General features: G+C 72.4%; 25 protein-coding genes and 1 pseudogene. 7 read left to right on the top strand and 19 right to left on the bottom strand.

Going from position 1 to position 26,469, the window contains the following annotated elements; translation table 11 throughout:
- Positions 1 to 16: 16 nt before the first annotated feature.
- On the top strand, positions 17 to 1,012 hold the full coding sequence (locus tag ACZ4QV_RS32330) for a diacylglycerol kinase family protein (RefSeq protein WP_467763786.1): 996 nt from the start codon (positions 17 to 19) through the stop codon (positions 1,010 to 1,012).
- 39 nt (positions 1,013 to 1,051) lie between these two features.
- Here ACZ4QV_RS32330 and ACZ4QV_RS32335 read toward each other — a convergent pair whose 3' ends face one another.
- Entirely contained in the window at positions 1,052 to 1,570 is a 519-nt protein-coding gene (locus ACZ4QV_RS32335; RefSeq protein ID WP_361157309.1) for a GbsR/MarR family transcriptional regulator, read from the bottom strand.
- A 105-nt stretch (positions 1,571 to 1,675) separates the two neighbouring features.
- Here ACZ4QV_RS32335 and ACZ4QV_RS32340 point away from each other — a divergent pair, with 105 nt between their 5' ends.
- The 4 genes from ACZ4QV_RS32340 to ACZ4QV_RS32355 all read left to right on the top strand — a co-directional run bounded on the left by ACZ4QV_RS32340 (position 1,676) and on the right by ACZ4QV_RS32355 (position 5,752).
- On the top strand, positions 1,676 to 2,650 hold the full coding sequence (locus ACZ4QV_RS32340) for an ABC transporter ATP-binding protein (protein ID WP_361581156.1): 975 nt from the start codon (positions 1,676 to 1,678) through the stop codon (positions 2,648 to 2,650).
- Complete coding sequence (locus tag ACZ4QV_RS32345) at positions 2,647 to 4,287, top strand: ABC transporter permease (protein ID WP_467763772.1); 1,641 nt, start codon at positions 2,647 to 2,649, stop codon at positions 4,285 to 4,287. The genes ACZ4QV_RS32340 and ACZ4QV_RS32345 overlap by 4 nt, the downstream gene beginning before the upstream one ends.
- A gap of 463 nt (positions 4,288 to 4,750) precedes the next feature.
- The gene (locus ACZ4QV_RS32350; protein WP_361157317.1) at positions 4,751 to 5,416 is read left to right on the top strand and encodes a DUF6082 family protein; all 666 of its coding nucleotides are present in this window, start codon (positions 4,751 to 4,753) and stop codon (positions 5,414 to 5,416) included.
- A 90-nt stretch (positions 5,417 to 5,506) separates the two neighbouring features.
- The gene (locus ACZ4QV_RS32355; RefSeq protein WP_361157320.1) at positions 5,507 to 5,752 is read left to right on the top strand and encodes a hypothetical protein; all 246 of its coding nucleotides are present in this window, start codon (positions 5,507 to 5,509) and stop codon (positions 5,750 to 5,752) included.
- 24 nt (positions 5,753 to 5,776) lie between these two features.
- On the opposite strand, the gene ACZ4QV_RS32360 is transcribed toward ACZ4QV_RS32355, so the two are convergent.
- The 16 genes and pseudogenes from ACZ4QV_RS32360 to ACZ4QV_RS32435 form a co-directional block, all read right to left on the bottom strand.
- Positions 5,777 to 6,421: a response regulator gene (locus ACZ4QV_RS32360; protein ID WP_031005084.1), complete on the bottom strand. Its 645-nt coding sequence runs from the start codon at positions 6,419 to 6,421 to the stop codon at positions 5,777 to 5,779.
- An 8-nt stretch (positions 6,422 to 6,429) separates the two neighbouring features.
- Positions 6,430 to 7,788 carry a sensor histidine kinase gene (locus ACZ4QV_RS32365; RefSeq protein ID WP_361157323.1) on the bottom strand — a complete coding sequence of 453 codons (1,359 nt, stop codon included), beginning with the start codon at positions 7,786 to 7,788 and terminating at the stop codon, positions 6,430 to 6,432.
- 67 nt (positions 7,789 to 7,855) lie between these two features.
- Positions 7,856 to 8,620 carry an alpha/beta hydrolase family protein gene (locus tag ACZ4QV_RS32370; protein ID WP_467763773.1) on the bottom strand — a complete coding sequence of 255 codons (765 nt, stop codon included), beginning with the start codon at positions 8,618 to 8,620 and terminating at the stop codon, positions 7,856 to 7,858.
- Positions 8,617 to 9,801: a kynureninase gene (gene kynU / locus ACZ4QV_RS32375; protein WP_467763774.1), complete on the bottom strand. Its 1,185-nt coding sequence runs from the start codon at positions 9,799 to 9,801 to the stop codon at positions 8,617 to 8,619. The genes ACZ4QV_RS32370 and kynU overlap by 4 nt, the downstream gene beginning before the upstream one ends.
- A complete protein-coding gene (locus ACZ4QV_RS32380) occupies positions 9,794 to 10,654 on the bottom strand; it encodes a tryptophan 2,3-dioxygenase family protein (RefSeq protein ID WP_361581143.1) in 861 nt (286 codons plus the stop codon). Before ACZ4QV_RS32380 ends, kynU begins: the two co-directional genes overlap by 8 nt.
- Positions 10,655 to 10,878: 224 nt before the next feature.
- Positions 10,879 to 11,292: a DUF3151 domain-containing protein gene (locus ACZ4QV_RS32385; RefSeq protein WP_030023205.1), complete on the bottom strand. Its 414-nt coding sequence runs from the start codon at positions 11,290 to 11,292 to the stop codon at positions 10,879 to 10,881.
- 447 nt (positions 11,293 to 11,739) lie between these two features.
- On the bottom strand, positions 11,740 to 12,201 hold the full coding sequence (locus tag ACZ4QV_RS32390; RefSeq protein WP_361638432.1) for a hypothetical protein: 462 nt from the start codon (positions 12,199 to 12,201) through the stop codon (positions 11,740 to 11,742).
- Positions 12,202 to 12,253: 52 nt separating this feature from the next.
- Positions 12,254 to 12,403 carry an ALF repeat-containing protein gene (locus ACZ4QV_RS32395; protein WP_361638434.1) on the bottom strand — a complete coding sequence of 50 codons (150 nt, stop codon included), beginning with the start codon at positions 12,401 to 12,403 and terminating at the stop codon, positions 12,254 to 12,256.
- Positions 12,403 to 13,069: pseudogene (locus tag ACZ4QV_RS32400) on the bottom strand (IS5 family transposase); the annotation flags it as partial. The pseudogene ACZ4QV_RS32400 and the gene ACZ4QV_RS32395, both read right to left, overlap by 1 nt.
- Positions 13,070 to 13,238: 169 nt before the next feature.
- Positions 13,239 to 14,261 carry a class II fructose-bisphosphate aldolase gene (fbaA, locus tag ACZ4QV_RS32405; protein WP_361638436.1) on the bottom strand — a complete coding sequence of 341 codons (1,023 nt, stop codon included), beginning with the start codon at positions 14,259 to 14,261 and terminating at the stop codon, positions 13,239 to 13,241.
- Between the two features lie 204 nt (positions 14,262 to 14,465).
- Entirely contained in the window at positions 14,466 to 15,008 is a 543-nt protein-coding gene (gene pyrE / locus ACZ4QV_RS32410; protein WP_150237071.1) for an orotate phosphoribosyltransferase, read from the bottom strand.
- Between the two features lie 56 nt (positions 15,009 to 15,064).
- The gene (locus tag ACZ4QV_RS32415) at positions 15,065 to 15,904 is read right to left on the bottom strand and encodes an aldose epimerase family protein (RefSeq protein ID WP_361157342.1); all 840 of its coding nucleotides are present in this window, start codon (positions 15,902 to 15,904) and stop codon (positions 15,065 to 15,067) included.
- Positions 15,905 to 15,963: 59 nt separating this feature from the next.
- Positions 15,964 to 16,740, bottom strand: coding sequence for an SRPBCC domain-containing protein (locus ACZ4QV_RS32420; RefSeq protein WP_361581136.1), 777 nt, complete (start codon positions 16,738 to 16,740; stop codon positions 15,964 to 15,966).
- A gap of 154 nt (positions 16,741 to 16,894) precedes the next feature.
- Complete coding sequence (locus tag ACZ4QV_RS32425; RefSeq protein WP_361581133.1) at positions 16,895 to 18,682, bottom strand: spermidine synthase; 1,788 nt, start codon at positions 18,680 to 18,682, stop codon at positions 16,895 to 16,897.
- Positions 18,683 to 18,821: 139 nt separating this feature from the next.
- Complete coding sequence (locus ACZ4QV_RS32430; protein ID WP_361157350.1) at positions 18,822 to 19,340, bottom strand: DUF2617 family protein; 519 nt, start codon at positions 19,338 to 19,340, stop codon at positions 18,822 to 18,824.
- Positions 19,341 to 19,720: 380 nt separating this feature from the next.
- On the bottom strand, positions 19,721 to 19,993 hold the full coding sequence (locus ACZ4QV_RS32435) for a hypothetical protein (RefSeq protein ID WP_361157353.1): 273 nt from the start codon (positions 19,991 to 19,993) through the stop codon (positions 19,721 to 19,723).
- A gap of 266 nt (positions 19,994 to 20,259) precedes the next feature.
- Between ACZ4QV_RS32435 and ACZ4QV_RS32440 the strand changes: the two genes are divergently transcribed.
- The gene (locus ACZ4QV_RS32440; protein WP_361157355.1) at positions 20,260 to 21,438 is read left to right on the top strand and encodes a pyridoxal phosphate-dependent aminotransferase; all 1,179 of its coding nucleotides are present in this window, start codon (positions 20,260 to 20,262) and stop codon (positions 21,436 to 21,438) included.
- A 202-nt stretch (positions 21,439 to 21,640) separates the two neighbouring features.
- Positions 21,641 to 22,861 carry a hypothetical protein gene (locus ACZ4QV_RS32445; protein WP_361581129.1) on the top strand — a complete coding sequence of 407 codons (1,221 nt, stop codon included), beginning with the start codon at positions 21,641 to 21,643 and terminating at the stop codon, positions 22,859 to 22,861.
- A gap of 79 nt (positions 22,862 to 22,940) precedes the next feature.
- Here the strand turns inward: ACZ4QV_RS32445 and ACZ4QV_RS32450 are convergent, their stop codons facing one another.
- A complete protein-coding gene (locus ACZ4QV_RS32450) occupies positions 22,941 to 23,477 on the bottom strand; it encodes a YbjN domain-containing protein (protein WP_125055437.1) in 537 nt (178 codons plus the stop codon).
- A gap of 172 nt (positions 23,478 to 23,649) precedes the next feature.
- The gene (gene clpB, locus ACZ4QV_RS32455) at positions 23,650 to 26,289 is read right to left on the bottom strand and encodes an ATP-dependent chaperone ClpB (protein WP_361157361.1); all 2,640 of its coding nucleotides are present in this window, start codon (positions 26,287 to 26,289) and stop codon (positions 23,650 to 23,652) included.
- Positions 26,290 to 26,469: the final 180 nt, after the last annotated feature.

A 26,469-nucleotide genomic window follows, 5' to 3' on the forward strand; every position in this document is an offset into this window, starting at 1 on the left:
GGTCCGGGGGCACCCCCTGCTCGTGGTCATCGACCCGGCCGCCCGCAGTACGGACGGGGAATCCGTACGGATCGCCAAGGACGTCCTGTGCGCGGGCGCGGCCGCGAAGATCTGTTTTCCCGACGGCCCCGAGGAGTACGCGCGGGCGCTCGCCCGCCGCGGCCATCGCCGCCCCGTGGTGATCGGCGACGACCGGGCGCTGCTGCGCGCCGTGGCGCTGCTGCACAAGGAGCGCGATCTGGCGGGGGTGGCGCTGGCGGTGGTGCCGGTGGGCGCGCCGGGCGCGGTGGCGCTGGCCCGCGCGCTGGGCGTGCCGACGGACACCGTCGCCGCCGCCCGTGCGGTCCTGGACGGTACGGAACACCGCCTGCACCTGCTCACGGACGACAGCGACGGCATCGTGCTGGGCGGCCTGGACATCCCGTCCGGTACGGAGCCGGAGCCGCCCGGCAGGCGCTGTCGGCGACACCGGTGGAAGGGGCTCGGCGGGCGGCCGGGACGGCGCCCGGACCGGCGCGACGGCACGGAAACGGTCCCGCTGCCGGGCCCCCGCGCGGCGGCGTGGTGGGACCGGCTCGTCCGGACGGCCCGTACAGCGCTGCTGTCGCGGCCGACGACCGCCCCGCCCGGCCCCTCGGAACCGCCCGGCCCCTCGGCCCTGCCCGGACTCTCGGACCTGCCGGGCCACTCGGCCCCGCCCGGCGGACGGCGTTCCGCCACGGCGGGCCACCGGCTGCGGGTCGAGGCGGACGGCGTGGTGCTGGCCGACCTGGACCGGCCGGTGCGGTGGGTCTCGGTCACGCCCGGCGACGGCGCCGACGGCACCGGGCTGGCCGAGGTGGTGGTGCACTGGCAGGAGACCGGGCCGCCGGTACGGGCCCGCGCGCGGGCGGTGACCGTGTCGGGCGCGGACTTCCGCTACCGGGCGGACGTGGTCGTCGGCGGCCCGGTCAGGACCCGTACGTGGACGGTGCATCCGGACCCGTGGCGGCTGACGCTGCCGCACGACTGACGCGGCGACGCCCCGCGGCGGAGGTTCCCGCAGCCCCCCTCAGCCCTCGCCGCGCAGCTCCTTGTCCCGGTACTCACGCCAGCGCTCCAGCATCCTGGCGAGCTCGCCCTGCATGAACTCGAAGAAGGCGACGGTCTCGGCGACCCTGGCACCGGCCGGGGTGCCCGGCCCGAGCGACTTCGCGCCCTCCCGCAGGACGTCTTCCCAGCGCGTCAGCACGTTGTCGCGGTTGCCCAGCGTCTCGTACCAGAGTTCGTTCAGGAGCCGGTAGCGGTCCCGACGGGTGCCCGGCTCGCGCTCCCGGCGGACCATGCTGACCTGCACCAGGTAGCGGATCGCGCCGGAGACGGCGGCGGGGCTGATCTGCAACCGCTCGGACAGTTCGGCCGAGGTGAGGGCACCGGAGTCGGAGGCGAGCAGCGCCGCGAAGACCCGGGAGGCCATCCGCTGCATGCCCGCCTCGGTCAGCTCCGAGGCGAAGCGCTCCACGAACCGGGAGACCGCCTCCTCGTCGCGCCCGGTGTCCCCGTCCTGCCGCTGCTCTGCCTGCTCGCTCACCCTCTGATCCTCTCCCGTGCTCCCCCGGACGGACGCTTCACGATCACTGACTTTATACGCTTTTTTAACTTCACAAATTTGTGAAGGAAGCGTACGTTCAAAAACATGACGAAGGCAATCTCGGTGTCCGGCCTCCGCAAGTCCTTCGGCCGGACCCACGCGTTGGACGGTCTCGACCTCGACGTCGAGACCGGCGAGGTGCACGGCTTCCTCGGCCCCAACGGGGCGGGCAAGTCCACCACCATCCGCGTCCTGCTCGGACTGCTGCGCGCCGACGGGGGTGGCGCGCGGCTGATGGGCAGGGACCCGTGGCGCGACGCCGTCGCCCTGCACCGCCGGATCGCGTACGTCCCCGGCGACGTCACGCTCTGGCGCAACCTCTCCGGCGGCGAGGCCATCGACCTCTACGGGCGGCTGCGCGGCGGCCTCGACACGGCCCGCCGGAACAGCCTCCTGGAGCGCTTCGAGCTGGACCCCACCAAGAAGGGCCGCACGTACTCCAAGGGCAACCGCCAGAAGGTCGCCCTGGTCGCCGCGTTCGCCTCCGACGTGGACCTGCTCATCCTGGACGAGCCGACCTCCGGGCTGGACCCGCTGATGGAGGAGGTCTTCCAGGACTGCGTCGAGGAGGAGCGCGACCGCGGACGCACGGTGCTGCTCTCCAGCCATGTGCTGTCCGAGGTCGAGGCACTGTGCGACCGCGTCAGCATCATCCGCAAGGGCCGTACCGTCGAGTCCGGCTCCCTCGCCGACCTGCGCCACCTGACCCGTACGAGCGTGACCGCCGAACTGGCCGGCGCCCCCGACGGGCTCTCCGGCCTCCCCGGTGTGCACGACCTCGACATCCAGGGCCACCGGGTCCGGCTCCAGGTGGACACCGACAAGCTGGACGCGGTGCTGCGCTCGCTCAGCGCGTCCGGGGTGCGCAGCCTGACCAGCACGCCGCCCACGCTGGAGGAGCTGTTCCTGCGCCACTACCAGGACGGCACCCGAGCCGCGCAGGGCACGGCCGACGCCGACGCCGCCTCCGCCTCCGCTTCCGCCTCCGCTTCCGCTTCCGAGAAGGCGACGCTGCGATGACCACCGTGACGCTGCCCGCCGCCGCCCGTACCGGCGGCTCCCGCGACCTGGCCGGCACCGGGACCCTGCTGCGCCTGGCCCTGCGCCGCGACCGGCTGATGATCCCGGCCTGGGTGGTACTGCTCGGACTGACCGTCGTCAGCATGGGCAGCACCCTCGACACGCTCTACGACACGCCCGCCAAGCGCGCGGAAGTGGCGGCTTCGATGACCGGCAACGGCTCGCTGCGCGCCCTCTACGGGCCGGTGTTCAGCGACTCCTTGGGCGGCCTGACCGCCTGGCGCATCGGCGGCCTCGCCGCTCTGCTGGCCGGCGTGATGAGCCTGCTGATCGTCGTACGCCACACCCGCGAGGAGGAGGAGACCGGCCGCCAGGAACTCCTCTCCGCCGCCATGGTCGGCCGGCGCGCCCCGCTCACCGCGGCCCTGCTCGCCGCGCTCGTCGCCGACGCCGCGCTGGCCCTGCTCGTCACCGCCGGACTGGCCGCCTCCGGCCGGCCGGCGGACGGGGCGCTGGCCCTCGGCCTCGCCGTCGGCGGCACCGGACTGGTCTTCGCCGGGCTGGCGGCGGTCACCGCGCAGCTCACCGAGAGCGCGCGGGCCGCCAAGGGTCTGGCCGGTGCCGTACTGGGCGCGGCCTTCGTGCTGCGGGCCGCGGGCGACGCCGCGACCGAGGACGCCTCCTCCCCGCTCACCTGGGCCTCCCCCGTCGGCTGGGCCGAGAACCTGCGCGCGTTCGCCGACGAGCGCTGGTGGGTGCTGCTGCTCCTCCTCGCGGGCACGGCCGTCACGGTCGGCGCCGCGTACTCCCTCACCGCCCGCCGCGACCTCGGCATGAGCTTCCTGCCGGCCCGTCCGGGACCGGCCCGCGCGCCCGCCTCCCTGAGCGGCCCCACCGGTCTCGCCTGGCGCCTGCAACGGACCACCGTGTTCGGCTGGTCGGCCGGCTTCCTCCTCGCCGGCGCCGTCTTCGGCGGTATCACCGACGGCGCGTCCGACCTGGTCGGCGACAACGAGCGGACCCGTGAGATCTTCGAGCGGATGGGCGGGCACCAGGGCCTGACCGACGCGTTCGTCGCCGCGCTGACCGGGATGCTCGGCATGGTCGCGGCCCTCTACGCGGCCGGCGCGGTGCTCCGGCTGCGCGGCGAGGAGACCGCCAACCGCGCCGAACCCGTCCTGGCCGGCGCCGTGGGACGCCTGCGCTGGGCGGCCGGGCACCTGGCCGTCGCCTTCCTCGGTACGGCCCTCATCCTCCTCCTCGGCGGCCTGGGCCTCGGCTTCACGTACGGACTGACCGTCGGCGACGTCGGGGGCCAACTCGGCCCCGCGGTGGGCGCGGCACTCGCCCAGACGCCCGCGGTCTGGGCCCTCACCGGCCTCGCGGTACTGCTCGTGGGCGCCCTGCCCAAGGCGGCCGCCGCCACCTGGGCCGTGGTCGGCGGCTGTCTCGGCATCGGCTGGGTGGGCCCGGCGGTCCAGCTCCCCCAGTGGGCGATGAACCTCTCGCCCTTCAGCCACCTCCCGAAGCTGCCGGGCGGTGAGGCCACCGCGGCGCCCTTCCTTTGGCTGCTCGCCCTGACGGCGGTGTTCGTGGCGGCGGGCCTGACCGCGCTGCGCCGCCGCGACATCGGCTGACCGCGGGTACCACCCCCAGCGTGCGGCGCCGGAGCCGTAGCGGACTCCGGCGCCGTACTTCCCGTACTCCCCCGCCCTCCCCCGTACGCCGCCGGTGCGTCATCCGGCGGGAGCGATATCCGCCCGGGGGCGTACGCCGGTCCGGCGCCCGCGCTCCCCACCCGCTCCAACTGGTAGAGACCTCCCGCCGCCACCGCTGCTCCACGAGCGTCCCGGAACGACCAGTGGAGCGAGAGTGGGCCGTTCCGCGCCGGTGTGCCCCGCGCCACGCGGCGGGGCGCGGTTGTCCGCGTTTCCGGCTGGGCACAACTCCCGCGGGCGGCGATGACGGCGCGGAATGGGCCGGCACGCCGCAATTCCACGCCTAGGGGCGGCGGAGGTGTCAGTGAACCGAACGGGACCACGCAGGGCGCTTTGGGTGATGCGGAATCTGGGGGTCGTCCTGACGGCCGGAGCAGCCTGTGTGCTGTTCAGCCTGATCATGACGATGGTGCCCGGACTGCGCACTCCGGGCAGTGGGAACGCGGGCCAGGCCTATGGCGCCGCGGCTTCTTCCACTGCCGTACTGGTGCTGTTCTACATGGCGAGGACGCTGCGTCTGCAACGGGACGAGACCTCGCTGCAACGTGAGGAACTGGAACTGCAACGCGCGGAAATGCGCCTGCAACGGGCCGAGCTGGAGCTACAGCGGGACGAGATGCGCCGGTCGGCGGGCGAGCTGCACCGCAGTGCCGAGGCCGACCTGCGGCACCTGCACATGGACCTGCTCAAGATGAGCATCGGCGATCCGGAACTGGCCGAGGTCTGGCCCGCTTTCGCGCCGGAACTGTCATCGACGGAGAACCGGCAGTATCTGTACGCCAATTTGATCTACTGCCATTCCATGCTCGCGCACAAGCTGGAGATGCTCGACGACCGCGAGGCGCTGGGCCATCTGCGGTACATCGTCCGGTCGCCGGCCTTCCGCGGGTACTGGGAAGCGGCCCGCTCCATGCGCGCCGAAATGGACCCGGCTTCCCACGAACACCGCTTCGCCGCTCTCGTCGACGAGGCACTGACCCAGTCGAACGCACAGGCGCCGCATTCCCCGAACCTGCGTTTGATCGAAGGTCAACACACCGAGCCGTAAAGCGCTCACAGGTGTATCGACCAGCGCTGGAAAGGGAGACTTCCGCAATTCGACTCGCGCTGCCGCATACCGCCGGGGTATTCCGGCCCGATGACGACACTCGACATCTCCCGCCGGCTGGGCGCCACTCCTCAGGAGCGCGGCAGCATGGGCAACGGCAGTTGCCCCGACCTCTTCGAGCTGAGCGACGGCCGCTTCGCCGTCATCGGGACCGACATGACAGCCGACCTGGACGGAAAGCTGCCCGACGACGCGAGCCGCGCCGACTACGAGAGGATCGTGGTGATCACCCGCGACACCCTGCTGCGGGCCAAGTCCGACATCGCACGACTGTGATCCACCGGCCCGGCCCGCCGCTCCTCACCCGCCCGGCGTGACCAGCCGGGCCTCGTACGCGAAGACCGCCGCCTGGGTGCGGTCGCGCAGTCCCAGCTTCACCAGAATCCGGCTGACGTGCGTCTTCACCGTCGACTCGGCCACGACCAGATGCTCGGCGATCTCACCGTTGGACAGACCCTGGGCCACCAGCACCAGGACCTCGGTCTCCCGCTCGGTGAGGTCGCCGATGCGTTCCTGGGTGGGCGCCCGCGGCGTGTCGAGCTTGGAGAACTCCGAGATCAGCCGCTTGGTGACGGCCGGCGCGAGCAGCGCCTCGCCGTTCGCGACGATCCGTACGCCCTCCGCGAGCTGGCCCGCCGAGGCGTCCTTGAGCAGGAAGCCGCTCGCCCCGGCCCGCAGCGCCTGGTAGACGTACTCGTCGAGGTCGAAGGTGGTCAGCACCAGCACCTTGGCGTCCGCGTCGGCGGCGACGATCTCACGGGTCGCCTCCAGCCCGTTCATCTCCGGCATCCGGATGTCCATCAGCACCACGTCGGGCCGCAGCTCGGCGACCTTGGCCACCGCCTGCCGGCCGTCCACGGCCTCGCCGACGACCTCGATGTCCGGCATCGCGCCCAGCAGCACCGAGAAGCCCTCACGGACCATCACCTGGTCGTCCACGATCATTACCCGGATCACGCCGTCTTCCCCTCCGCCGCGCTCTGCGCCGCCGACACCGGGATGAAGGCCGCGACCTCGAACCCGCCCTCTTCGGTGTGGTCCGCCGTCATCTCCCCGCCCAGCATCTGCACCCGTTCCCGCATTCCCAGTACGCCGTGCCCGGCCCCCGGTGACGGTTTGGCCAGGCGGCTCGCCTTGCCGTTGACGATACGCAGTCCGATCCCGCCGAGCACGTACGAGATCTCCACCCGCGCTTCGGCGCCCGGCGCGTGCCGCAGGGTGTTGCTCAGCGCCTCCTGGACGATGCGGTACGCGGACAGCTCGACGCCCTGCGGCAGCGACCGCGGCGAACCGGTGATCACCGCTTCGACCTCCAGTCCCGCACTGCGCACGCTCGCCAGCAGCGAGTCCAGGCTGGCCAGGGTCGGCTGCGGCGCCTCCGGGTCGGCGTCGGCGAAGGCGTCCGGGTCCTCGGACCGGACGACACCGAGGATGCGGCGCAGCTCGGTCAGCGCCGCCACCGCGTTCTCCCGGATGGTCGAGAAGGAGGTGGCCAGCTCGGGCGGGGTGTCCTTGACACGGTACGGGGCGGCCTCGGCCTGGATGGCGATGACCGACATGTGGTGCGCGACCACGTCGTGCAGCTCGCGGGCGATCAGGGCGCGCTCCTCCAGCAGGGTGCGCCGGGAACGTTCCTCGGCGGTGGCGGTCTGCGTCTCGACCACGTTCTGCCGCTCCTCGCGCCAGGCGCGGATGGCGGCGGCGGGGGTCAGCACGAGCACCGCCAGCACCGCGAACGGTGCCATGTGCGAGATCGTCCGGGGCACGAGCAGCACCAGCACCCCGGCCGCGGCCATGGTGACCAGCCACATCTCGGCGGCCAGCCGGGGCCGGGTACGGAGCACGACCAGGACCATCACCGCGGTGTGGGTCATCAGGCCGACCTCGTACCCGGAGGACCCGGTCCCGGTGACGGCGTACGCCAGCATCGAGAAGCCGACCGCCCCGCCCGACAGCCAGAACGCGCCGACCGGCCGGAAGAGGGTCAGCACGATCGGTGCGGCGAGCAGGAAGGTGAAGACCGTCGTGATGAGGAAACCCAGCGCGCTGTCGCGGGCCATCACGCTCGTGGTCCCGAGGAACACCACGGCCGCGACGGCCGTGAGCACGACGTGCGGGGCCCAGCGCACATGGCGGCGCAGCCGCTGGGGGACCCACGACCACCCGGACACGCGGGCGTCGTCCAGGGGCAGCATCGGGCGGAAGGCGAAGGCGTCCACGATCAGGTCCTGGCGCAGCCGGTTCAGCGCGCCACGGACGAGTCGGGCTTCCGAGCGCAGGTCGTCGCGCTGCGTGTGGGTCGTCTGGTTCACGTACACCACGGTATGCAGAGTGCGGCCTCCGGTCGTCCCCTCCTGAGTGGATCCGGTGCCCTCCTCCTCAAGTACTACGCAGGGTGGCGAGGAGGACGCGGAAGGCGGCGGTGCCGGGGGTGACGGGCGCGTAGTGGCCGGTTCCGGCGAGCTCCCGCAGCCGCGGGGCGGTGCCGCCGGCGGCCTCGGCGGCCCGTACGTAGCGGCGGGAGAGTCCGACGGGCACGTCGGCGTCGGCGGTGCCGTGCAGGATCGTCACGGGAACCGTGCCCGGCAGCCGTCGTACCGGGTCCGCCGCGGCGAGCCGGTCCGCCCACCCTGGTTCGGCGCCCAGGAACTCCGCCACGGCGCCGTCGCTCAGTCCCAGCTCGTGGGCGTGCGCGAGGTCGGCGACGGGCGCCACGGCGATGATCCGCCGCGGCGCGTCCGTGGTGCGGCGGTGCGGGTGCGCCGCCGCGAGGAGCAGCGCGAGGTGCCCGCCCGCGGAGTGCCCCACGGCCACCACGGGCCGCCCGGCCGCTGCCGTCGCGGCCGCCACGTCCTCGTACGTGGCCGGCCAGCCCCCGCCCGTGCCGGACCGGCGGTATCCGGCCAGCGCGACCGGCAGCCCGTGCCGGGCCAGCTCCGCGGCGAGCGGCGACAGATGCGTACGGTCGTACGCCGCGCGCCAGAAGCCACCGTGCAACAGCAGCACCACCGGCCCCTCGTTCCGCGGTCCGTACAGGTCGATCACCTGGTCCGGGTGGGGCCCGTACGCCAGCGTCACGTCGGGCGCCACGGGCGCGAGGCCGAGCAGCGACGCCTCCTCGTCCGCGGCGCCCGGACCGCTCACCCCATGACCTCGCCCAGCACCCGCGCGGCCCGCGCCACGTCCGCGAAGGACGTGTAGAGCGGCGTGAGGCCGAAGCGCAGCACGTCGGGATGGCGGAAGTCGCCGACCACTCCGCGCCGGATCAGCTCCGGCATCACCTTTCCCGCGTCCGCGCAGGCCAGCGCGATCTGGCTGCCCCGCTGCGGGTGCTCGCGCGGGGTGACGCAGCGCACCCGCCCTTCGGGTACGTGCGCGTCCACGCACTCCAGGAAGAAGTCGCCGAGCGCGAGGCTCTTGGCCCGTACGGCCTCGACGGACACGCCGTCCCAGACGTCCAGGGCCGCCTCCAGGGCGAGCATGGACAGGATGTCGGGGGTGCCGACGCGGCCGCGGACGATGCCGTCGGCCGGGGCGTACGCGGGGTCCATGCCGAAGGGCACGGCGTGCGAGTTCCAGCCGGGCAGCGGCGAGTCGAAGCGTGCCTGGAGCTCTTCGCGCACATACAGGTACGCGGGCGCGCCCGGCCCGCCGTTCAGGTACTTGTACGTGCAGCCCACCGCCAGGTCGACACCGTGGGCGTCCAGCCGCACCGGCAGGGCGCCCGCGCTGTGGCACAGGTCCCAGACCGCCAGGGCTCCGGCGTCGTGCAGGGCGGCCGTGATGCCGGGCAGGTCGTTGAGCCGTCCGGTGCGGTAGTCGACGTGGTTGACCAGCGCGAGCGCGGTACGGGGCCCGGCCTCGTCGGGAATCCGCGCGGCCGGCAGGGCCCGCAGGGTGCAGCCCGTCATGCGCGCCGCGGACTCCGCGATGTAGCCGTCGGTCGGGAAGGACGCCTCGTCGGCGAGGATCTCGTCCCGGCCCGCGCCCGCCATCCGTACCGCGCCGACCACCGCCTTGAACACGTTGACGCTGGTCGAGTCGCCCGCCACGACCTGTCCCGGCGCGGCGCCGAGCAGCGGGGCGATCCGGTCGCCGACGCGCTCCGGCGCGGTCCACCAGCCCGACTCCTCCCAGGAGCGGATGCGCAGCTCGCCCCACTCCTGGGTGATCACGTCGGCGACGCGGCCGGGTACGTGGCCGGGCAGCGCGCCCAGCGAGTTCCCGTCCAGGTACACGGTGTCGTCCAGGACGAACTTCTCCCTCACGGGGCGGAGGTCGTCCTCCTCGTCCAGCGCAGCGGCGCGCCCTGCCGGGTCAGACATGGCTACGTGCCGTCCACAGCTCCGGAAAAACGTTCTTGCTGGCCCGCTTCTCCAGCCATGCCACGCCCGCCGAACCACCGGTCCCCATCTTGGCTCCCATCGCCCGTCGCGTCGCCACCAAATGATCGTTCCGCCAGCGCCACACCAGCTCCGCGACGTCCGTCAGCGCCTCACCGAGCCGCACCAGCTCACCGTCCCGCGGCCCCGCGTACACCTCGGCCCACACGGCCTCGACCCGCGCGTCCGGCTCGTACCGCTCCGTCACCTCACGCTCCAGCACCTCACGGGGTATCCCGTACCCCCGACGCGCCAGCAGCCGCAGCACCTCGTCCCACAGGCTCGGCTCCTGCAACGCCTTCTCCAGCTCGGCGTACTCACGCGGCGCGCCCCGGTGCGGCACCAGCATCGACGCCGACTTCTCACCCAGCAGGAACTCCATCCGCCGGTACATCGCGGACTGGAATCCCGAACCCTCCCCCAGCGCGCCCCGGAACGCGTTGAACTGCGCCGGCGTCAGCCGTGCCAACGGCTTCCACGCCGCGTTCAGCGCCTCCAGCTGCCGCGACGAGCGCTCCAGCGCCTCCATCGCCACCGGCAGCTCGTCCCGGCGCAACGCCTGCGCCGCGGTGTGCCACTCGTGCACCACGACCGTGAACCACAGCTCCATCACCTGGGTCGTCACCAGGAACGCCATCTCGCCCGGATCGTCGGACAGCGGATGCTGGAGGTGGGTGAGCACATCCGCGTGGACGTAGTCCTCGTACGGCGTCGTGTCCGTACTGCCGATGCTCAGGTCGGGCCGCCGGACCTCATCGGTCTCCGGCTGACACTGCGGGGCGGACTGCTGCGACATGAGGAACTCCTCGATGCTGCTGGCTTCCGGGTAGCGGTCCGCTCCTTCCCGTCGGCAACGGAGCCCCGGTCCCCTCAGGCACGGAATCTTCCGGCCCACTGGCATCATCCGTGCTCCACGAAAGGCGCGCAAGAGGTCGCTCACGGCGTGCGAAGGGCCGGCCGCGCTGGCGCGGCCGGCCCCGATTCCGCCCCGGCGATCAGCCGGAAGCGCAGCTCAGCGCCCTACGAAAGGGTGTCGGCCGCGGTCGGCGACGAGTCCCGCAGGAACGTCGAGCACCGCTCGTACTCCTCCTGCTCGCCGATGGCCTGCGCGGCACGGGCGAGAGCGTGCAGCGCCCGCAGGAAACCCCGGTTGGGCTCATGCTCGAACGGCACCGGGCCGTGGCCCTTCCAGCCGGCCCGACGCAGCGCGTCCAGGCCCCGGTGGTAACCCGTACGGGCATACGCGTACGACTCGACCGTACGGCCCGCCTGGAACGCGTCGTCGGCAAGCTGCGCCCAGGCCAGCGAGGAGGTCGGATACTTCGCCGCGACGTCCGTCGGCGCGGCACCCGAGGCGAGGAGTTCGCGGGGCTCGGGGTCGTCGGGGAGTTCGGTGGGGGGCGGGCCCCCTAGGAGGTTCTGGTGAATGGCCATGCTCCCATCTTCCCGGAGGGGCCAGTCGACTACGTACCTCAGGGGGCTGGGCCCCCGTTGGCGGTTCGCCCCGGTGTTGTTCGTCCCGGCCCGGCGGCACTGTGCGGCGTGTGACGCCCGGGTCACTGCTCCTCATCAGTGAACGGCAGGGCGTCCTGTGCGTAGATGCGGCGCTCGTAGCTGACGTTGAGCTCCCAGACCGCGAGGAAGGTGCGGGGCACTTTCTCGGGGCGACACCGCCCACGGCTACGTGATGCCCCAGACCGCCTGATCAGCGCCCCAAGATTTCTGCACGCCCAGGAAGGAGAAGGGGGAATTCTTACGCATTCCCCACCGGAAGCGACGCCAACACAATCATTCCCCTCACGGAAAGTCCAGCCGGAGATGGCGGTGGAAGGCGTGGATCAACGACGATCGAATGTGGGACCCATCACACGGGACGAGGGGTCACCCAATGAGGTATTTCCTGACCAGGAAAGCAAGTACAGCGGCGATTCCCAGGGACGCGAAGACCACCGCCATATAGAGACCCGATGCCTGCTCCATCTCCTTGCCCGCAGCCCGAAGTTCTTCGTTCCTCTTGATCTGGGGACGGCCGAGGACGATGAGCAGTGCCAGACCTGCCATGCACCAGGCGTACATCTCAAGGGATTCCGCCGCGCCGTAACCACGGGCCGCGGCGCTCCCCCAGATGCCGAGCGCTCCGATGCCGGCGGGAACGACGAAGAAGAGAGGAACCAGCGCCTTCTTCTTCGCTTTCCGGATGTACGGCAGCATGGCGAGGCCGGGGAGAAATGAAGTCGCAGCCGCAAGCGCCATCCACTGGCCGACGGAAAGACCGGAACCGAACATGAAGAACTCTCTCAGACGGGAAGGGTGAATGGCCGGGTGGTGGTGGGGTACCGCCACCCGTCTCTTCTATTTTACTTCTGCTCTCGCGGGACAGAAATCCGCTACCAGGTCAGCTATCCAATGGTGGCGGCTGATCGATTGTCGCCTTCTCCTCGCCGCGGGCACGGGCGATGTGCCGGCCGGTGACGAGGAACCAGTGGATCGCCTCCGGAGTCCCGTCGGCGAGTGCCCGCTCGGCGTGGGCCGTGTACTGAGACACCATTTCATTCGGCGAGGCGGCGGGCCCAAGCGGTGGGAGGGCTCGATGCCTTTGCGGGCGATGCGGTGGCGGATGCCGCGTGCGGCCAGCCAGCGGCGCAGGTGGGGGTAGTCGTGGCCCTTGCCGCCGCGGAGCTTGGCGGGCCGTCGGCGCCGGGGGCCGTGGTGGGAGCGGATCGGGGGAGGGAGGCCGCGGACCAGCGGAATCAGCGCCCGGCTGTCGTGGAGGCCGGCGGCGGAGGTGCCCAGCGACAGGGGCAGGCCGTTCCGGCCGACGAGGAGATGGATCTTCGATCCGTTCTTGCCGCGGTCGGTCGGGTTCGGCCCCGTCAGTGCCCCCCCTTTTCGGGCCCGGACGCTGACGGAGTCGATCGCACAGCGCGACCGGTCGAGCTCCCCGCGCAAGCCGAGTTCGTCGATGACCAGACGGTAGAGCCTGGCCCACACTCTCGCCCGGGACCACTCGGTGAACCGGCGCAAGGCCGCCACCCCTGACAGGCCGAAGCCGGGCGGCAGCCGATTCCAGGTACAGCCCGAGGTGGCCACGAAAACGATCGCGGCCAGCACCTCCCGGGTCACCGTGCCGCCGTCGGCCACCGCCCTGCGGACGCTGCGGAGCCGGTGGCACCACCCGCTCGAACAGCTCCCGCAGATCGTCCGGCGCCATCCGCTCAACAAGCGCCCCCGGCCGAAGGCTGGGGGGGGGGAGTGGCCCCGCTGGAGTGGCCCCGAGCCCTCCACCCACCGGCCCTATCGCGCACGACGCGCGGCCGCTCCAGGCTTGCGAAGGCCCCGGTCCGCGCGTGCGGCGGGCCGGGGCCTCGGGGCCTGGAGGGTTACTTGATCTTGGTGCCGGTGGAGCGGAGGTTGGCGCAGGCTTCGGTGATGCGCTTGGCCATGCCGGCCTCGGCGAGCTTGCCCCAGCTACGCGGGTCGTAGGCCTTCTTGTTGCCGACATCGCCGTCGACCTTCAGGACGCCGTCGTAGTTGCGGAACATGTGGTCCGCGATCGGACGCGTGAACGCGTACTGCGTGTCCGTGTCCAGGTTCATCTTGACGACGCCGTTCTCCAGCGCCGTGGCGATCTCTTCCGCCGTGGAGCCGGAGCCGCCGTGGAAGACGAAGTCGAAGGGGGACTGCTTGCCGTACTTGGCGCCCACGCCCTGCTGGAGGTCCTTGAGGAGCTCGGGGCGGAGCACGACGTTGCCCGGCTTGTAGACGCCGTGCACGTTGCCGAACGAGGCGGCGAGCAGGTAGCGGCCCTTCTCGCCCAGGCCCAGCGCCTCAGCGGTCCGCAGCGCGTCGTCGACGGTGGTGTACAGCTCGTCGTTGATCTCGTGGGTGACGCCGTCCTCCTCGCCACCGGTCGGGGTGATCTCGACCTCAAGGATGATCTTCGCGGCGGCGGCCTGGGCCAGCAGCTCCTGGGCGACGGACAGGTTGTCGGCCAGGGTCTCGGCGGAACCGTCCCACATGTGGGACTGGAACAGCGGGTTCTGGCCCTTGGCCACCCGCTGCTCGGAGACGGCCAGCAGCGGACGGACGTAGCCGTCCAGCTTGTCCTTGGGGCAGTGGTCGGTGTGCAGCGCGACGTTGATGTCGTACTTCTCCGCGACGATGTGCGCGAACTCCGCCAGCGCGACGGCGCCGGTCACCATGTCCTTGTTGTGCTGGCCGCCCAGGAACTCCGCACCACCGGTGGAAATCTGGACGATGCCGTCGCTCTCGGCCTCGGCGAAACCACGCAGCGCTGCGTGCAGAGTCTGCGTCGAGGTCACGTTGATGGCCGGGTAGGCGAACTTGCCTGCCTTCGCCCGGTCCAGCATCTCGTTGTAGACCTCGGGAGTTGCGATGGGCATCTGTCCGCTCCTTGTGATGTGCGGGTGTGCGTTCTTGGCCCTGACCAGGGGGCGACGACATCGCCGTAGCTCATCTTCCCAGACTCGGCGGTTTGCTCCACATCCCGTACACGCCACCGGCACACAAAGGGGTGGCCGGTTTCACGTGAAACCGGCCACCCGTTTGCGATAACCGCTGGTCAGTGCCGGGTTACCGGCAAAGGCTCAGGCGAGGCCGAGGTCTCCGAGGCGGTAGCCGGTGATGTACGGCAGGCCCGCGTCGGCGATCGCCGACTCCGCCCCGCGGTCCACGATCGTGGCGACCGCGACCACCTCCGCACCCGCCTCGCGCGCCGCCTCGACGGCGGTCAGCGGCGAGCCGCCGGTGGTGGAGGTGTCCTCGACGACCAGGACCCGGCGGCCCTTGATGTCCGGGCCCTCGATCCGCCGCTGCATCCCGTGCGTCTTCTGCGCCTTGCGGACGACGAACGCGTCCAGCCGGCGGCCGCGCGCCGCGGCGGCGTGCAGCATCGAGGTGGCGACCGGGTCGGCACCGAGCGTGAGCCCGCCGACCGCGTCGTAGTCCAGGTCGGCGGTGATGTCCAGCATCAGCTGCCCGACGAGGGGCGCGGCCGCTCCGTCGAGGGTGATCCGGCGCAGGTCGATGTAGTAATCGGCCTCCTTGCCGGAGGAGAGCGTCACCTTGCCGTGCACCACGGCCTTGTCCTTGATCTGCTGCAGCAGATCGCCGCGTACGTCGTCAGTCATGCGCACGAGCTTAAAGCGTGTGCCGGGGCCCGGCCGGACTCCGGTCGGCGGGTGGGTCAGGACAGGGTGCGCCAGCTCCAGGTGGTCGAGATCTCCAGCGGATCGATGGGGGTGACCAGGCGCGGCAGCGTGTTCAGGCCGTTCGGCGGGCCGGACTGGGGCTCCACGCAGACCGCCTCGTCCTGCTCGTCGTAGACGACCACCCACTCGGCGCCGCTGGTGACCTTCAGTTCCAGCCGGTCCGGCCAGGTGAGGGTGACGTCCACGCCGTCCGGCATGCCGAAGCAGTCGTCCCACGGGCCGGGCTTCGGGTCGATGCGCCGTCCGGTGGGCAGGTGGTCGTCGCCCCGCTCCTCCTGCCACGCGGCGGTGAAGTCGATCCGTACGTCCTCGCCGCCCCCGTCCAGGCTGCGCAGGAACCACGGGTGCCAGCCGGCCTGGGCGGGGAAGGAGTCGGCGCTCGCCTCGACGCCCATGGTCAGGGTGAGCGAGCCGCCGTCCTCGGCCAGCTCGACCAACTGGGTGACGCGGCCCGGGTACGGCCAGGGGGCGGCGTCCGGGTCGAGCAGTTCGTAGGTGAACGCGGCGCTGGTGGCGTCCGCGCGGGCCGTCTTCCAGGCGATGTTGCGGCCGGTGCCGTGGATCGCGTGCGGCGGGGAGTTGAGCGGCATCTGGTGCACCTCGCCGCCGTTGCGGAAGCGCCCGTTCTCGATGCGGCCGCACCACGGCACCATCGGGAAGGAGCCGTACTTGGTGCCCTGCCGCAGCAGTTCCGTACCGCCGATGCGCAGGCTCGTGAGCCGGCAGCCGTTGGCCGGGTCCACGGTCAGTTCGGTGTCGCCGGCGGCCAGACGTACCTGTCCCTGCGCGACGTTTCGCGTGTCGTTGTCACTCACGGTCCGACCCTAACCGGGACATCGGAGGCCGACACGGTACGGCGGGCGCGCGCCACCGCTCAGCGGCGGCGCCGCAGTACCCGGCCCACCACGACGGCCGACGCGAGGGCGAGGGCTGCGGCCGGTGCCGCCCAGCGCAGGGTGGCGGAGGTGGTCGCCGACTGGGGGGCGGGGACCGGCGCGTACCGGCCGCGCGGTGGCGCGTGGTCGACCTCCTCGGCGCTGCGCCCGATCATCGTGCGCCGTGCGTGCGCGGCCTCGGCGGGCGGTGTGCCGTCCTGGTCGTCGGCGTCGGTGAGCGGGTCGAGGGACGGCGGCGGGACCTCGGTGTCGAAGAGGGCCGCGGTGGCGGGGGGCGCGGCCGGCGCGCCGCTGTCCTGAGTGTCCGGCGGACTGTCGGTGAGGTCCGCCGCGAGGTTGGCGGCGAAGCGGTCCAGGACCCGGCGGCCGGCGGACTCGGCCACCTGGTCGGTGGCTTCGGCGAGGCGGCCCGTACTGGTGACCGTACCGGCGCAGCTCAGGACCGTGGCGGCGGAGTCGTCGGGCCCGTCGGCGAGCCGCACGGTGAGGGACAGCTCGGCGGAGCCGTCTCCCCGTGACTCCATGCCGCTCGCCTCGACCAGGACGGTGTCGGCGCCGCGCACGGTGACGGTGAGGGTGCCGCGGTAGGTGATGGTGGAACTCCCGATGCGCAGCCGCAGCCGCCCGCCGGGGGTGCCGGGGTCCGCGTCGGCGTCGAGTTGGCACCCGGGAATGCAGCGCGCCACGCGCTCCGGCTCGGCCAGCGCCTGCCGCACGGTCTCGACGGGAAACGGAACGTACACCTCGTGCTCCATGGCATGGGAGCCTACCCAGCCCTCCCGGCACACGTGCCCGGTCCGGCACCATTTTCTCCCGCGGCCGAACGGGGGAGGCGGCGGGAGCGGCTCGCCGCCCCGGGCACAGGGCCGGTGGATCGCCGGCAGGCCGGGGTGGGAGGGCCGGCCCTGGTCAGTCCAGGTGTCGTGGGTGCATCAGCGTTGACGGGGGGAGGCCGGGGATGCGGGTGGGGGCGAGGGAGCGGGCGGCGGCCTGGAGGGTGGCGGGCGTCAGGGAGCGGAGGGCGGGGGTGTCCGGGGAGAGGGCCAGGCGGGGGGTGCGGTGGGCCGCGAGGAGGAAGCCCCAGCCGCAGGCGCGGCGGTGGCCGGTGGGCCGGGGTCCGGCGTGGCCCGTTCCGCAGGAGCGTTCCGGCGCGCCGGTGCGGGGCGGGGTACGGGGGACGGTCCGGCCGGGGATGCGGTACGGGACGGTGCGCAGGCCCGCGGCCCGTACGGTCGCGTCGACCGTCCAGAACGTACGGGGCCGGGACGCGGGCTCTCCGGCGTGCACCGCCAGCCGGCCGCCCCGGGTCAGCGCACGGGAGACGAGGCCGTAGAACTCCTGCGAGTAGAGCTTGGTGCTGGCCGTGCTGCCCGGGTCGGGCAGGTCGGCGATCACGACGTCGTACGGGCCGCCGTTCCGGGCCGCCGCGCCGCCCCGCCGCAGCCACTCGAACACGTCGCCCGCGACCACGCGGACCCGTGGGTCGTCCAGCGCGTGCCGGTTGAGCGCGGACAGGCCCGGGTCCGTACGGGCCAGGCGGGCCAGGCCCGGGTCGAGTTCGACGACGGTCACGGCGGTGACGCCGGGGTGGCGCAGGACCTCGCGGGCGGCGAGGCCGTCGCCGCCGCCGAGCACCAGGACCCGGCGGTGCGGTCCGCCCGCCATGGCCGGGTGCACCAGCCCTTCGTGGTACGGGTGATCGTCCTGCGCGGCGGCCCGCAGGCGGCCGTCCAGGTAGAGCCCGAGCGGCCCGCCGGCTCCGGCACCGTTCTTCCCCGAGCCCGGCGCGGGGCCGGCCGGCCCGCCCTGACCGGTCCGGTCCAGGTGTTCGTCCACGGTCCCGGTCCGGTCCGTGGCGGCCGGGCCCGTACCGCCCGTGATCACGACTTCCTGGATGCCGGTACGGACCGCGACCCGCGCCGCCGAGCCGTACACCGCGTCCCGCGCGGCACGTTCGAAGGGGGGCACCAGCGCCGTCCCGGCGGCGAGCAGCGCCAGCACCAGCACGTTCGCGACGATCAGGGACCAGCGGGCCCGTACGGACAGGTCCCTGCGGAAGAGCCAGAGCACCAGCCCGCCGCCGGCCACCGCGTTGACCGATCCGGTGAGCAGGGTGCCGGAGACCTGGCCCAGTCCCGGCAGCAGCAGGAAGGGGAAGGCGAGGCCGCCGACCAGGGCGCCCACGTAGTCGGCCGCGAACAGGTCCGCCACCGCGCCCCCCGCGTCCTGGCGGCGGACCCGCTGGATGAGCGTCATCAGCAGCGGCACCTCGGCGCCGATGAGCATGCCCATGGCCAGCGAGAAGGTGACCAGGACGGAGCGGGACTGGCCGAACCAGGCGTAGCAGGCGTAGAGCGCCATCGCGGAGAAGCCGCCGACGAGTGCGAGGACCGCCTCCAGCGCCCCGAAGCCGACGGCCGCCCGGCAGCGGAGCCGTTTGGCGAGCAGCGAGCCGATGCCCATCGCGAAGACCATGACGGACAGCACGACGGATGCCTGGGTGACCGAGTCGCCGGTCAGGTAGGAGGCGAGGGCGACCAGTTCGAGTTCGTAGACCAGGCCGCAGGCGGCGCAGACGAAGACGGTGGCCAGGACGAGCAGCCGGCCGAGACCGGCGGGTACGGGCAGCCGCGCCGGACTCCCCGCCTCGGGCGGCTCGGGGGAACCGCGGTGGACTGGCTCAGGCGGGTCGATCATGTCGTGCAACGCTACGTGACGACCGGGTGGCCCTATGTCACCCACACGAGCGTAGTGCGCGTTCCACACGGGCGACTTGGAGCGCGACGGGCATCCGCCCCGCCCCGCGAGCCGGTACAAGCGCCCGCGGGATCGCCGTTCAGATGGCCGCCGCCACCCGGACCCCGACCCGCGTACGCGTCGCGACCAGCCGCCCCTCCTGCGGGTAGGCGTGCCAGGTACGCCAGCGCACCTGGCCGTCCTCGCGCTGGGCCAGCATCGCAGTGAACGCGTGCGGCGAACCGGGGAACGTCCCGGCAAGGCCGAGGGGGTGTTCGGCGACCAGGGCGAGCAGCTCCTGGGCGCGCCCGGCGAACGAGCCCTGGGAGAGGGTCTCGACGTGGGCCGCGAATTCGTACTCCCAGTCACCGATGCGTTTCGCCACGCCCAGCGGCAGCGGGGTGCTGCTGCCGGGTATGCAGGCGACGGTCTCGGAGCAGGTACCGCGCTCCTCCTCCAGGAGTACTTGGTGCGAGGCTCCGAGCAGCCTCAACTGCACGCGGGCGTCCGCGAGTTGAAGGTCGAGCACGGCCAGGGCCGGCAGCGGCTCCCTGCCGAGCGCCCAAGCCAGGTCGGATGCGCGGGTATCGGTGTAGGCCGTTTTCAGGGTCGTGAGCATGGGTCGGCTCCGCAAGCACGCAGTGGATGGTGGGCCGGCCTGCCCCGGAGACGGGATCAGGGTTACGACTGTCTGCCGGCTCGTGCCCACGTGGGGTCCGAGAACTGGGATTCTCTAGGGAGAGGGAATCATGAAACGAGCGGGGCCCACAGCGTTTTTACCCATCTTCGCCGGGTTTCCATCCCTCAGAGGGCCACTCAGTTCAGTTGTTCAACAACCCACTCCCCAGCGGCCGTTGGCCCTGCTCCTCGCATATGCGGACCGGCATGGGCCCCCTGCATGTGTACGGGGCAGCAACGCGCCGGCGACTGCCCCGGAAGCCGTCTCCGACCGCCCCTCGGGAACTGCCGCCGACGCACCGCGCAGACGGCCGCCGCCCCTCAGGAACTGCCCCCGCCGCAGCCGCTCCCCCCGCCGCAGGACGAGGACGAGTGATGCCCGCCCCCACCGCCGCCGCACGACATCGACCCGCCGCAGGAGTGCCCGTGGTGGTGCCCGCCGCCCACGCCCGGGTCACCGGCCACCCACCAGCCGGTGCCGTCCCGTCCGCGCTTGCCGAGGCCGCGGCGCCCGCCGCCGTCGCGGCTCTGCGCCGCCGTGACCACCACGGCCGCGACCACCACACAGATCACGAGGAAGACCACAAAACCCATCGTCGCCCCACTCTCCTTTCCGTCCCCCGAAGCGAGGCACCTGCTCCGTCCGCCGCCGTGTCCCCCGGCCCGGCCGAAGCGCTGTCGTACGTGTCGTTCGCGTCCTTGGATCCCTCTCCGGTCCACGCTGATCCACTCCGGATCCGGCGTCCCCTTTCGGGCTGTCCGGTTCCGCGCCGTGTCATCGGTGCGGGGGTCATGCCCGGACCCCGGCGGCCGCAAAGCACAGTTGAGGAAGTCCAGAGGTTCGGCGGAGGATGGCGGACATGTCACGACCGCTGCTCAACCGCCGCCTCGCCGAGTTCGGTACGACGATCTTCGCCGAGATGTCCGCACTCGCCCTGCGCACCGGATCGATCAACCTGGGACAGGGCTTCCCCGACACCGACGGACCGGAGGAGGTCAGGGAGGCGGCGGTCCGCGCACTGCGCGACGGTCGCGGCAACCAGTACCCGCCGGGCCCCGGCGTCCCCGAACTGCGCGCCGCCGTCGCCGCGCACCAGCACCGCTTCTACGGCCACCTCGGCGTCACGTACGACCCGGACACCGAGGTCCTGGTGACCGCGGGGGCCACCGAGGCCATCGCCGCCTCGCTGCTCGCCCTCCTGGAGCCCGGTGACGAGGTCGTCGCGCTGGAGCCGTACTACGACTCGTATGCGGCGTGCATCGCGATGGCGGGCGGCACCCGCGTCCCGGTGACGCTGCGCCCGTCCGCCGAGGACGGCACGTACGCCCTCGACCTGGACGAGCTGCGGGACGCCATCACCGACCGCACCCGCCTCATCCTCCTCAACACCCCCCACAACCCCACCGGAACCGTCCTCGACCGCGCCGAACTGACCGAGATCGCCCGCCTCGCCTGCGAACGCGACCTCCTCGTGATCACCGACGAGGTGTACGAGCACCTCGTCTTCGAGGGCGAGCACCTCCCCCTGGCGTCCTTCCCCGGCATGCGCGAGCGCACCGTCACCATCGGCTCGGCCGGCAAGACCTTCTCCTTCACCGGCTGGAAGGTCGGCTGGGTCACCGCGGGCCCGGAGCTGATCGGCGCCGTCCGCTCCGCCAAACAGTTCCTCACGTACGTCTCCGCCGGCCCCTTCCAGTACGCGGTCGCCGAGGCGCTGGCCCTGCCCGACAGCTACTACACCGGCCTGCGCGACGACCTGCGGGCCAAGCGCGACCTGCTGGCCGACGGCCTCGCCGCCGCCGGTTTCCGCGTCTTCCGCCCGTCCGGCACGTACTTCGTCACCACCGACATCCGCCCCCTCGGCGAGGAGGACGGTTTCGCCTTCTGCCGCGCCCTTCCGGAACGCGCCGGCGTCGTGGCCATCCCCAACGCCGTCTTCTACGACCACCAGGACCAGGGCGCGCCGTACGTCCGTTTCGCCTTCTGCAAGCAGGAGAAGGTCCTCCAGGAAGCGGTCGACCGCCTCCGCGCCCTCTGAGCGGGGTCCCGGACCCGCGCGCTCTGACCGGCCGGCTCCCCCGCGCGCCCCGGTCCGGCGCCCCCGCGCGCCACCCGTTCGGCCTACAGCCGGCCCGCCGGGGTCGCGGGGCGGGCGGGCCGCGCCGAGAGTCGTGGTGTCGGAGTGTGCCGGGCGCGCGGGGCCCGGTGGGTGACCGCCGCGCGCGTACCGGAGGTGTTCCGTGGCCGCCGAGACCGTCGACACCGCAGCCGCCGCGGCGCAACGGCCCGGTTCCGTACGCGTCCACGTCCGGGCGGCGCTGCGCCGCGCGGCGCCCGCCCTCGCGCTGTTCGCGGCCGTCCGCTGCGCGGGCGTCCTGTGCACGGCGCTCTGGGCGTGGCGCACCGGGCGCCACCCGCGGAACCTGCTGGGCGCCACCTGGGACTCCAACTGGTATCTGGGGGTGGCCCGGTACGGCTACGGCTCCCCGTCGCCCCACCACATGTGGCCACCGGACCACCTCGCCGACCTGGCCTTCTTCCCCCTGTACCCGGGGCTGATCCGCGGCGTGTCCAGCGTCCTGCCGGTCGGCGCGCTCCATGCCGGGCTGCTGATCGCGTGGACGGCCTCGGCCGTGGCCGCCTGGGGGATCTTCGCGGTCGGCGCGCATCTCTACGGGCGGCGGGCCGGCACGTTCCTGGTGGTGCTGTGGGCGCTGCTCCCGCACGCCGTCATCGAATCGCTGAGCTATACGGAGCCGCTGCTCACCGCGCTGGCCGCGTGGGCGCTGTACGCCCTGCTCACCGACCACCCGCTGTGGGCCGGCGCGCTGGCGGTGCTGGCCGGTCTGGCGCGGCCGAACGGCCTAGCGGTGGCCGCGGCGGTCATGGTGGCGGCGGCCGTACAGACCTGGCGGCGGCGCCAGCACCGCCCGGGACGCCCTCTGCTGGGGCGTGCACGCCCCCTCTGGCCTTACTGGGCCGCGGCCCTGATCGCCCCCGTCGGCTGGCTCGGCTATGTCCTGTGGGTGGGGGCGCGCACCGGCGCCGGTCCGCGCGGCTACTTCCGGGTGCAGGAGATCTGGGGCTCGCGGTTCGACTTCGGACGGGACACCCTGCGGTCCGTGAAGCGGCTGTTCCTGCACAACGAGCCGCTGGTCCAGCACATGGCCGCCGCGGTCCTCGCCGTATCGATCCTGCTCCTCGTCCTGCTGGTGCTGGACCGGCCGCCCCTGCCGCTGCTCGCCTACACCGCGGTCCTGGTGGTCATGGCACTGGGCGGCACCGGCTACTTCCCCTCCAAGCCGCGGTTTCTGCTGCCGGCCTTCCCGCTGCTCGTACCGGCGGCGGTCGCGCTGGCCCGCGCCCGGCCGCGCTCGGTCGTCCTGGCGACCGGCTCACTGGCCGTGCTCTCCCTCGGGTACGGCGTGTACCTGCTGGCCATGGCGCCACTGCCGCTGTGAACCGGGACCGGCCGCACACGGCGGCGGGCCCCGGAGCGGATCGCTCCGGGGCCCGCCGGTCACCCGGCAACGGGAAGGCTCACGCCTCCGCGTCACCCGGCTTCTCGTCGCCTTCACCCTCGATGTCGGCCTCCAGGCCGAGCTGCTCGACGATCCACTTGTCGAACTCGATCGACGCGCGGACCCAGCTGACCGTGCTCGACACGAAGTGTTCGAGGGCCACGCCGGTGCCGATCAGCATCGACGCCTCGCCGATCAGACGGACCGTGCCGTCGTCGTGGGTGTGGGTGTACGCCTTGGGCCACAGCGTCCGGCGGTTCCAGTCGTCGAGCGCCTCCAGCAGCTTCGGCTTGTCGTCGATGCCGTGCGGGCGGTCGTAGAACGTACGGACGGAGAAGATCTGCTGCTCCTCCTCGCCGCGGAACATGAAGTACGTGCGGAACTGCTCCCACGGGGCGGCGAGGTCACCCTCGTCGTCGACTACGTACTTCAGCTCCATCTGGTCGAGGAGCTGCTTGACCAGGTCCTGGTCGGGCAGGACGGGACCATCAGGCCCCGACGGCTGCGGTTCGGGCTGGCCCCCGAAATTCGGGATCGAGGACGGGTCGATGCTCACCGTGGAATTCCCTTCGTATGGTCCCCGCCATCCTCTCCCATCCCGGCCCTGTCATGGCAAGCCCGCCGCCCACTCTCCGCTGCGGGCTAAAAACCCGGCGGGAGAGACGGCGGCGGGACGCCTCGTGCGACGGCCGGAGGTCAGCGGTGCGGTTCCGGCGCTCCGGTGCGGCTCACCGTACGGGAGCGACCACCAGCGACCTGCCGTCCGCGGCGACATCCACCCGTACGGTGTCGCCGTCCAGCACCTCGCCCGACAGGATCGCCTTGGCGAGCTGGTCGCCGATGGCCGTCTGGACCAGGCGGCGCAGCGGGCGGGCGCCGTAGGACAGGTCGGGCGCGTCCTGCGGCTGGTCCACGACCGGCTCCTGGCCGAGCCAGGCGAGCCAGGTCAGGGCACGCTCGGTGACGTCCAGCGTGAGCCTGCGGTCCGCGAGCCGGCGCTGGAGGTGGTCGAGCTGGATGCCCGCGATCCGCTGGAGCTGGTCGGTGCCGAGCGGGTGGAAGACCACCAGGTCGTCCAGCCGGTTCAGGAACTCCGGCCGGAAGGACGTCCGGACCGTCTCCAGCACCTTCTCCTTCTTCTGGTCCTCCTTCAGCAGCGGGTCCATCAGGAAGGTGGAGCCCAGGTTGGAGGTCAGGATCAGGATCGTGTTGCGGAAGTCCACCGTGCGGCCCTGGCCGTCGGTGAGCCGGCCGTCGTCGAGGACCTGGAGCAGCACGTCGAAGACCTCGTGGTGGGCCTTCTCCACCTCGTCCAGCAGCACGACGCTGTACGGGCGGCGGCGGACCGCCTCGGTGAGCTGGCCGCCCTCCTCGTAGCCGACGTAGCCGGGCGGGGCGCCGACCAGCCGGGCCACGCTGTGCTTCTCGCCGTACTCGCTCATGTCGATACGGACCATCGCCCGCTCGTCGTCGAAGAGGAAGTCGGCGAGCGCCTTGGCCAGCTCGGTCTTGCCGACACCGGTCGGGCCGAGGAAGAGGAACGAGCCGGTGGGACGGTCCGGGTCGGCGATGCCGGCACGGGTGCGGCGCACCGCGTCCGAGACGGCCCGTACGGCCTCGGTCTGGCCGATCAGCCGCTTGCCCAGCTCGTCCTCCATGCGCAGCAGCTTCTGGGTCTCGCCCTCCAGCAGGCGCCCGGCCGGGATGCCGGTCCAGGAGCCGACCACGTCCGCGATGTCGTCCGGGCCGACCTCCTCCTTGACCATGGAGGACTTGGCGTCCTGGGACGCCTCCTGCTCGGCCTCGGCGGCGGCGGCCTCCTCCAGCTCCCGCTCCAGGCCCGGGATCTCCCCGTACAGCAGCTTGGAGGCGGTGTCGAAGTCGCCGTCGCGCTGGGCCCGCTCGGCCTGGCCGCGCAGCTCGTCCAGCTTCTCCTTCAGCTCGCCGAGGCGGTTGAGGCCCTGCTTCTCCTTCTCCCAGCGGGCGGTCAGACCGCGCAGCTCCTCCTCCTTGTCGGCGAGGTCCTTGCGCAGCTTCTCCAGGCGCTGGACGGAGCCGGCGTCGGTCTCGTTCTTGAGCGCCAGCTCCTCCATGCGCAGCCGGTCGACGGAGCGCTGGAGCTCGTCGATCTCCACGGGCGAGGAGTCGATCTCCATCCGGAGCCGGGAGGCCGCCTCGTCGACGAGGTCGATGGCCTTGTCGGGCAGGAAGCGGGAGGTGATGTAGCGGTCGGAGAGGGTGGCGGCGGCGACCAGCGCGGAGTCCGCGATCTGCACCTTGTGGTGCGCCTCGTAGCGGCCCTTGAGACCGCGCAGGATCGCGACCGTGTCCTCGACGGTCGGCTCGGCAACCAGCACCTGCTGGAAGCGGCGCTCCAGCGCCGGGTCCTTCTCGATGCGCTCGCGGTACTCGTCCAGGGTCGTCGCGCCGACCATGCGCAGCTCACCGCGGGCCAGCATCGGCTTGAGCATGTTGCCCGCGTCCATGGCGGAGTCGCCGCCGGCGCCGGCGCCGACGACCGTGTGCAGCTCGTCGATGAACGTGATGATCTGGCCGTCGCTGGACTTGATCTCCGCCAGTACGGTCTTGAGGCGCTCCTCGAACTCGCCGCGGTACTTCGCGCCCGCGACCATCGCGCCCAGGTCCAGGGCCACCAGCCGCTTGTCGCGCAGCGACTCGGGGACGTCGCCCTTCACTATCCGCTGCGCCAGGCCCTCGACGACGGCGGTCTTGCCGACGCCGGGCTCGCCGATGAGCACCGGGTTGTTCTTGGTGCGCCGCGAGAGCACCTGCACCACGCGGCGGATCTCCTGGTCACGGCCGATGACCGGGTCCAGCTTGCCCTCACGGGCGGCCGCCGTGAAGTCCGTACCGAACTTCTCCAGCGCCTTGTACGTGCCCTCCGGGTCCGGGTTGGTGACCCGCCGGCCGCCCCGGCTGTCCTCGAAGGCGCTCAGCAGCTTCTTGGCCGTGGCGCCCTGCTGCGCCAGCAGCTCGCCGGTGCGGCCGCCCTTGGCGGCGATGCCGATGAGCAGGTGCTCGGTGGAGATGAACTCGTCGCCCAGCTCCTTCGCGCGCTGCGCGGCGTCGGCGATGACGGCCAGGGTGTCGCGGTCGGGCTGCGGCGGGGCGACCGTGGAACCCTGCACGCTGGGCTGAGCGGCGAGCTGGCGCTCGGCGCCGGAGCGCAGCGCGACGGCGTCCGCGCCGACGGCGGCCAGCAGGTCGGTGATGTTCTCGTTGTCCGCGCCGGCGAGGAGGGCGAGCAGCAGATGCACGGGGGTCATGTCCGCGTGTCCCGCCGTCACCGCCCGCTCGTTGGCGGCGCTCAGCGCCTCACGGCTCTTGTTGGTCAGCTCGGCGTCCACTCGCGCGCTCCTCCTTGGGCTGGGTGCGTGATCGGTACCGTGGTCCGGCAGTGAAACCTGCTCAGCTCAACGTCCGATAAGTTGAGTCTATTCCACTCAACGCCGTTCCGGGGGCCGCACCGGCGTCTTTTCCCGACATCCCTCGGTTTTCCGGCCCTTCTCCGGGTGCACCGGACGGCC

This window comes from Streptomyces sp. NPDC026394, assembly GCF_055567735.1.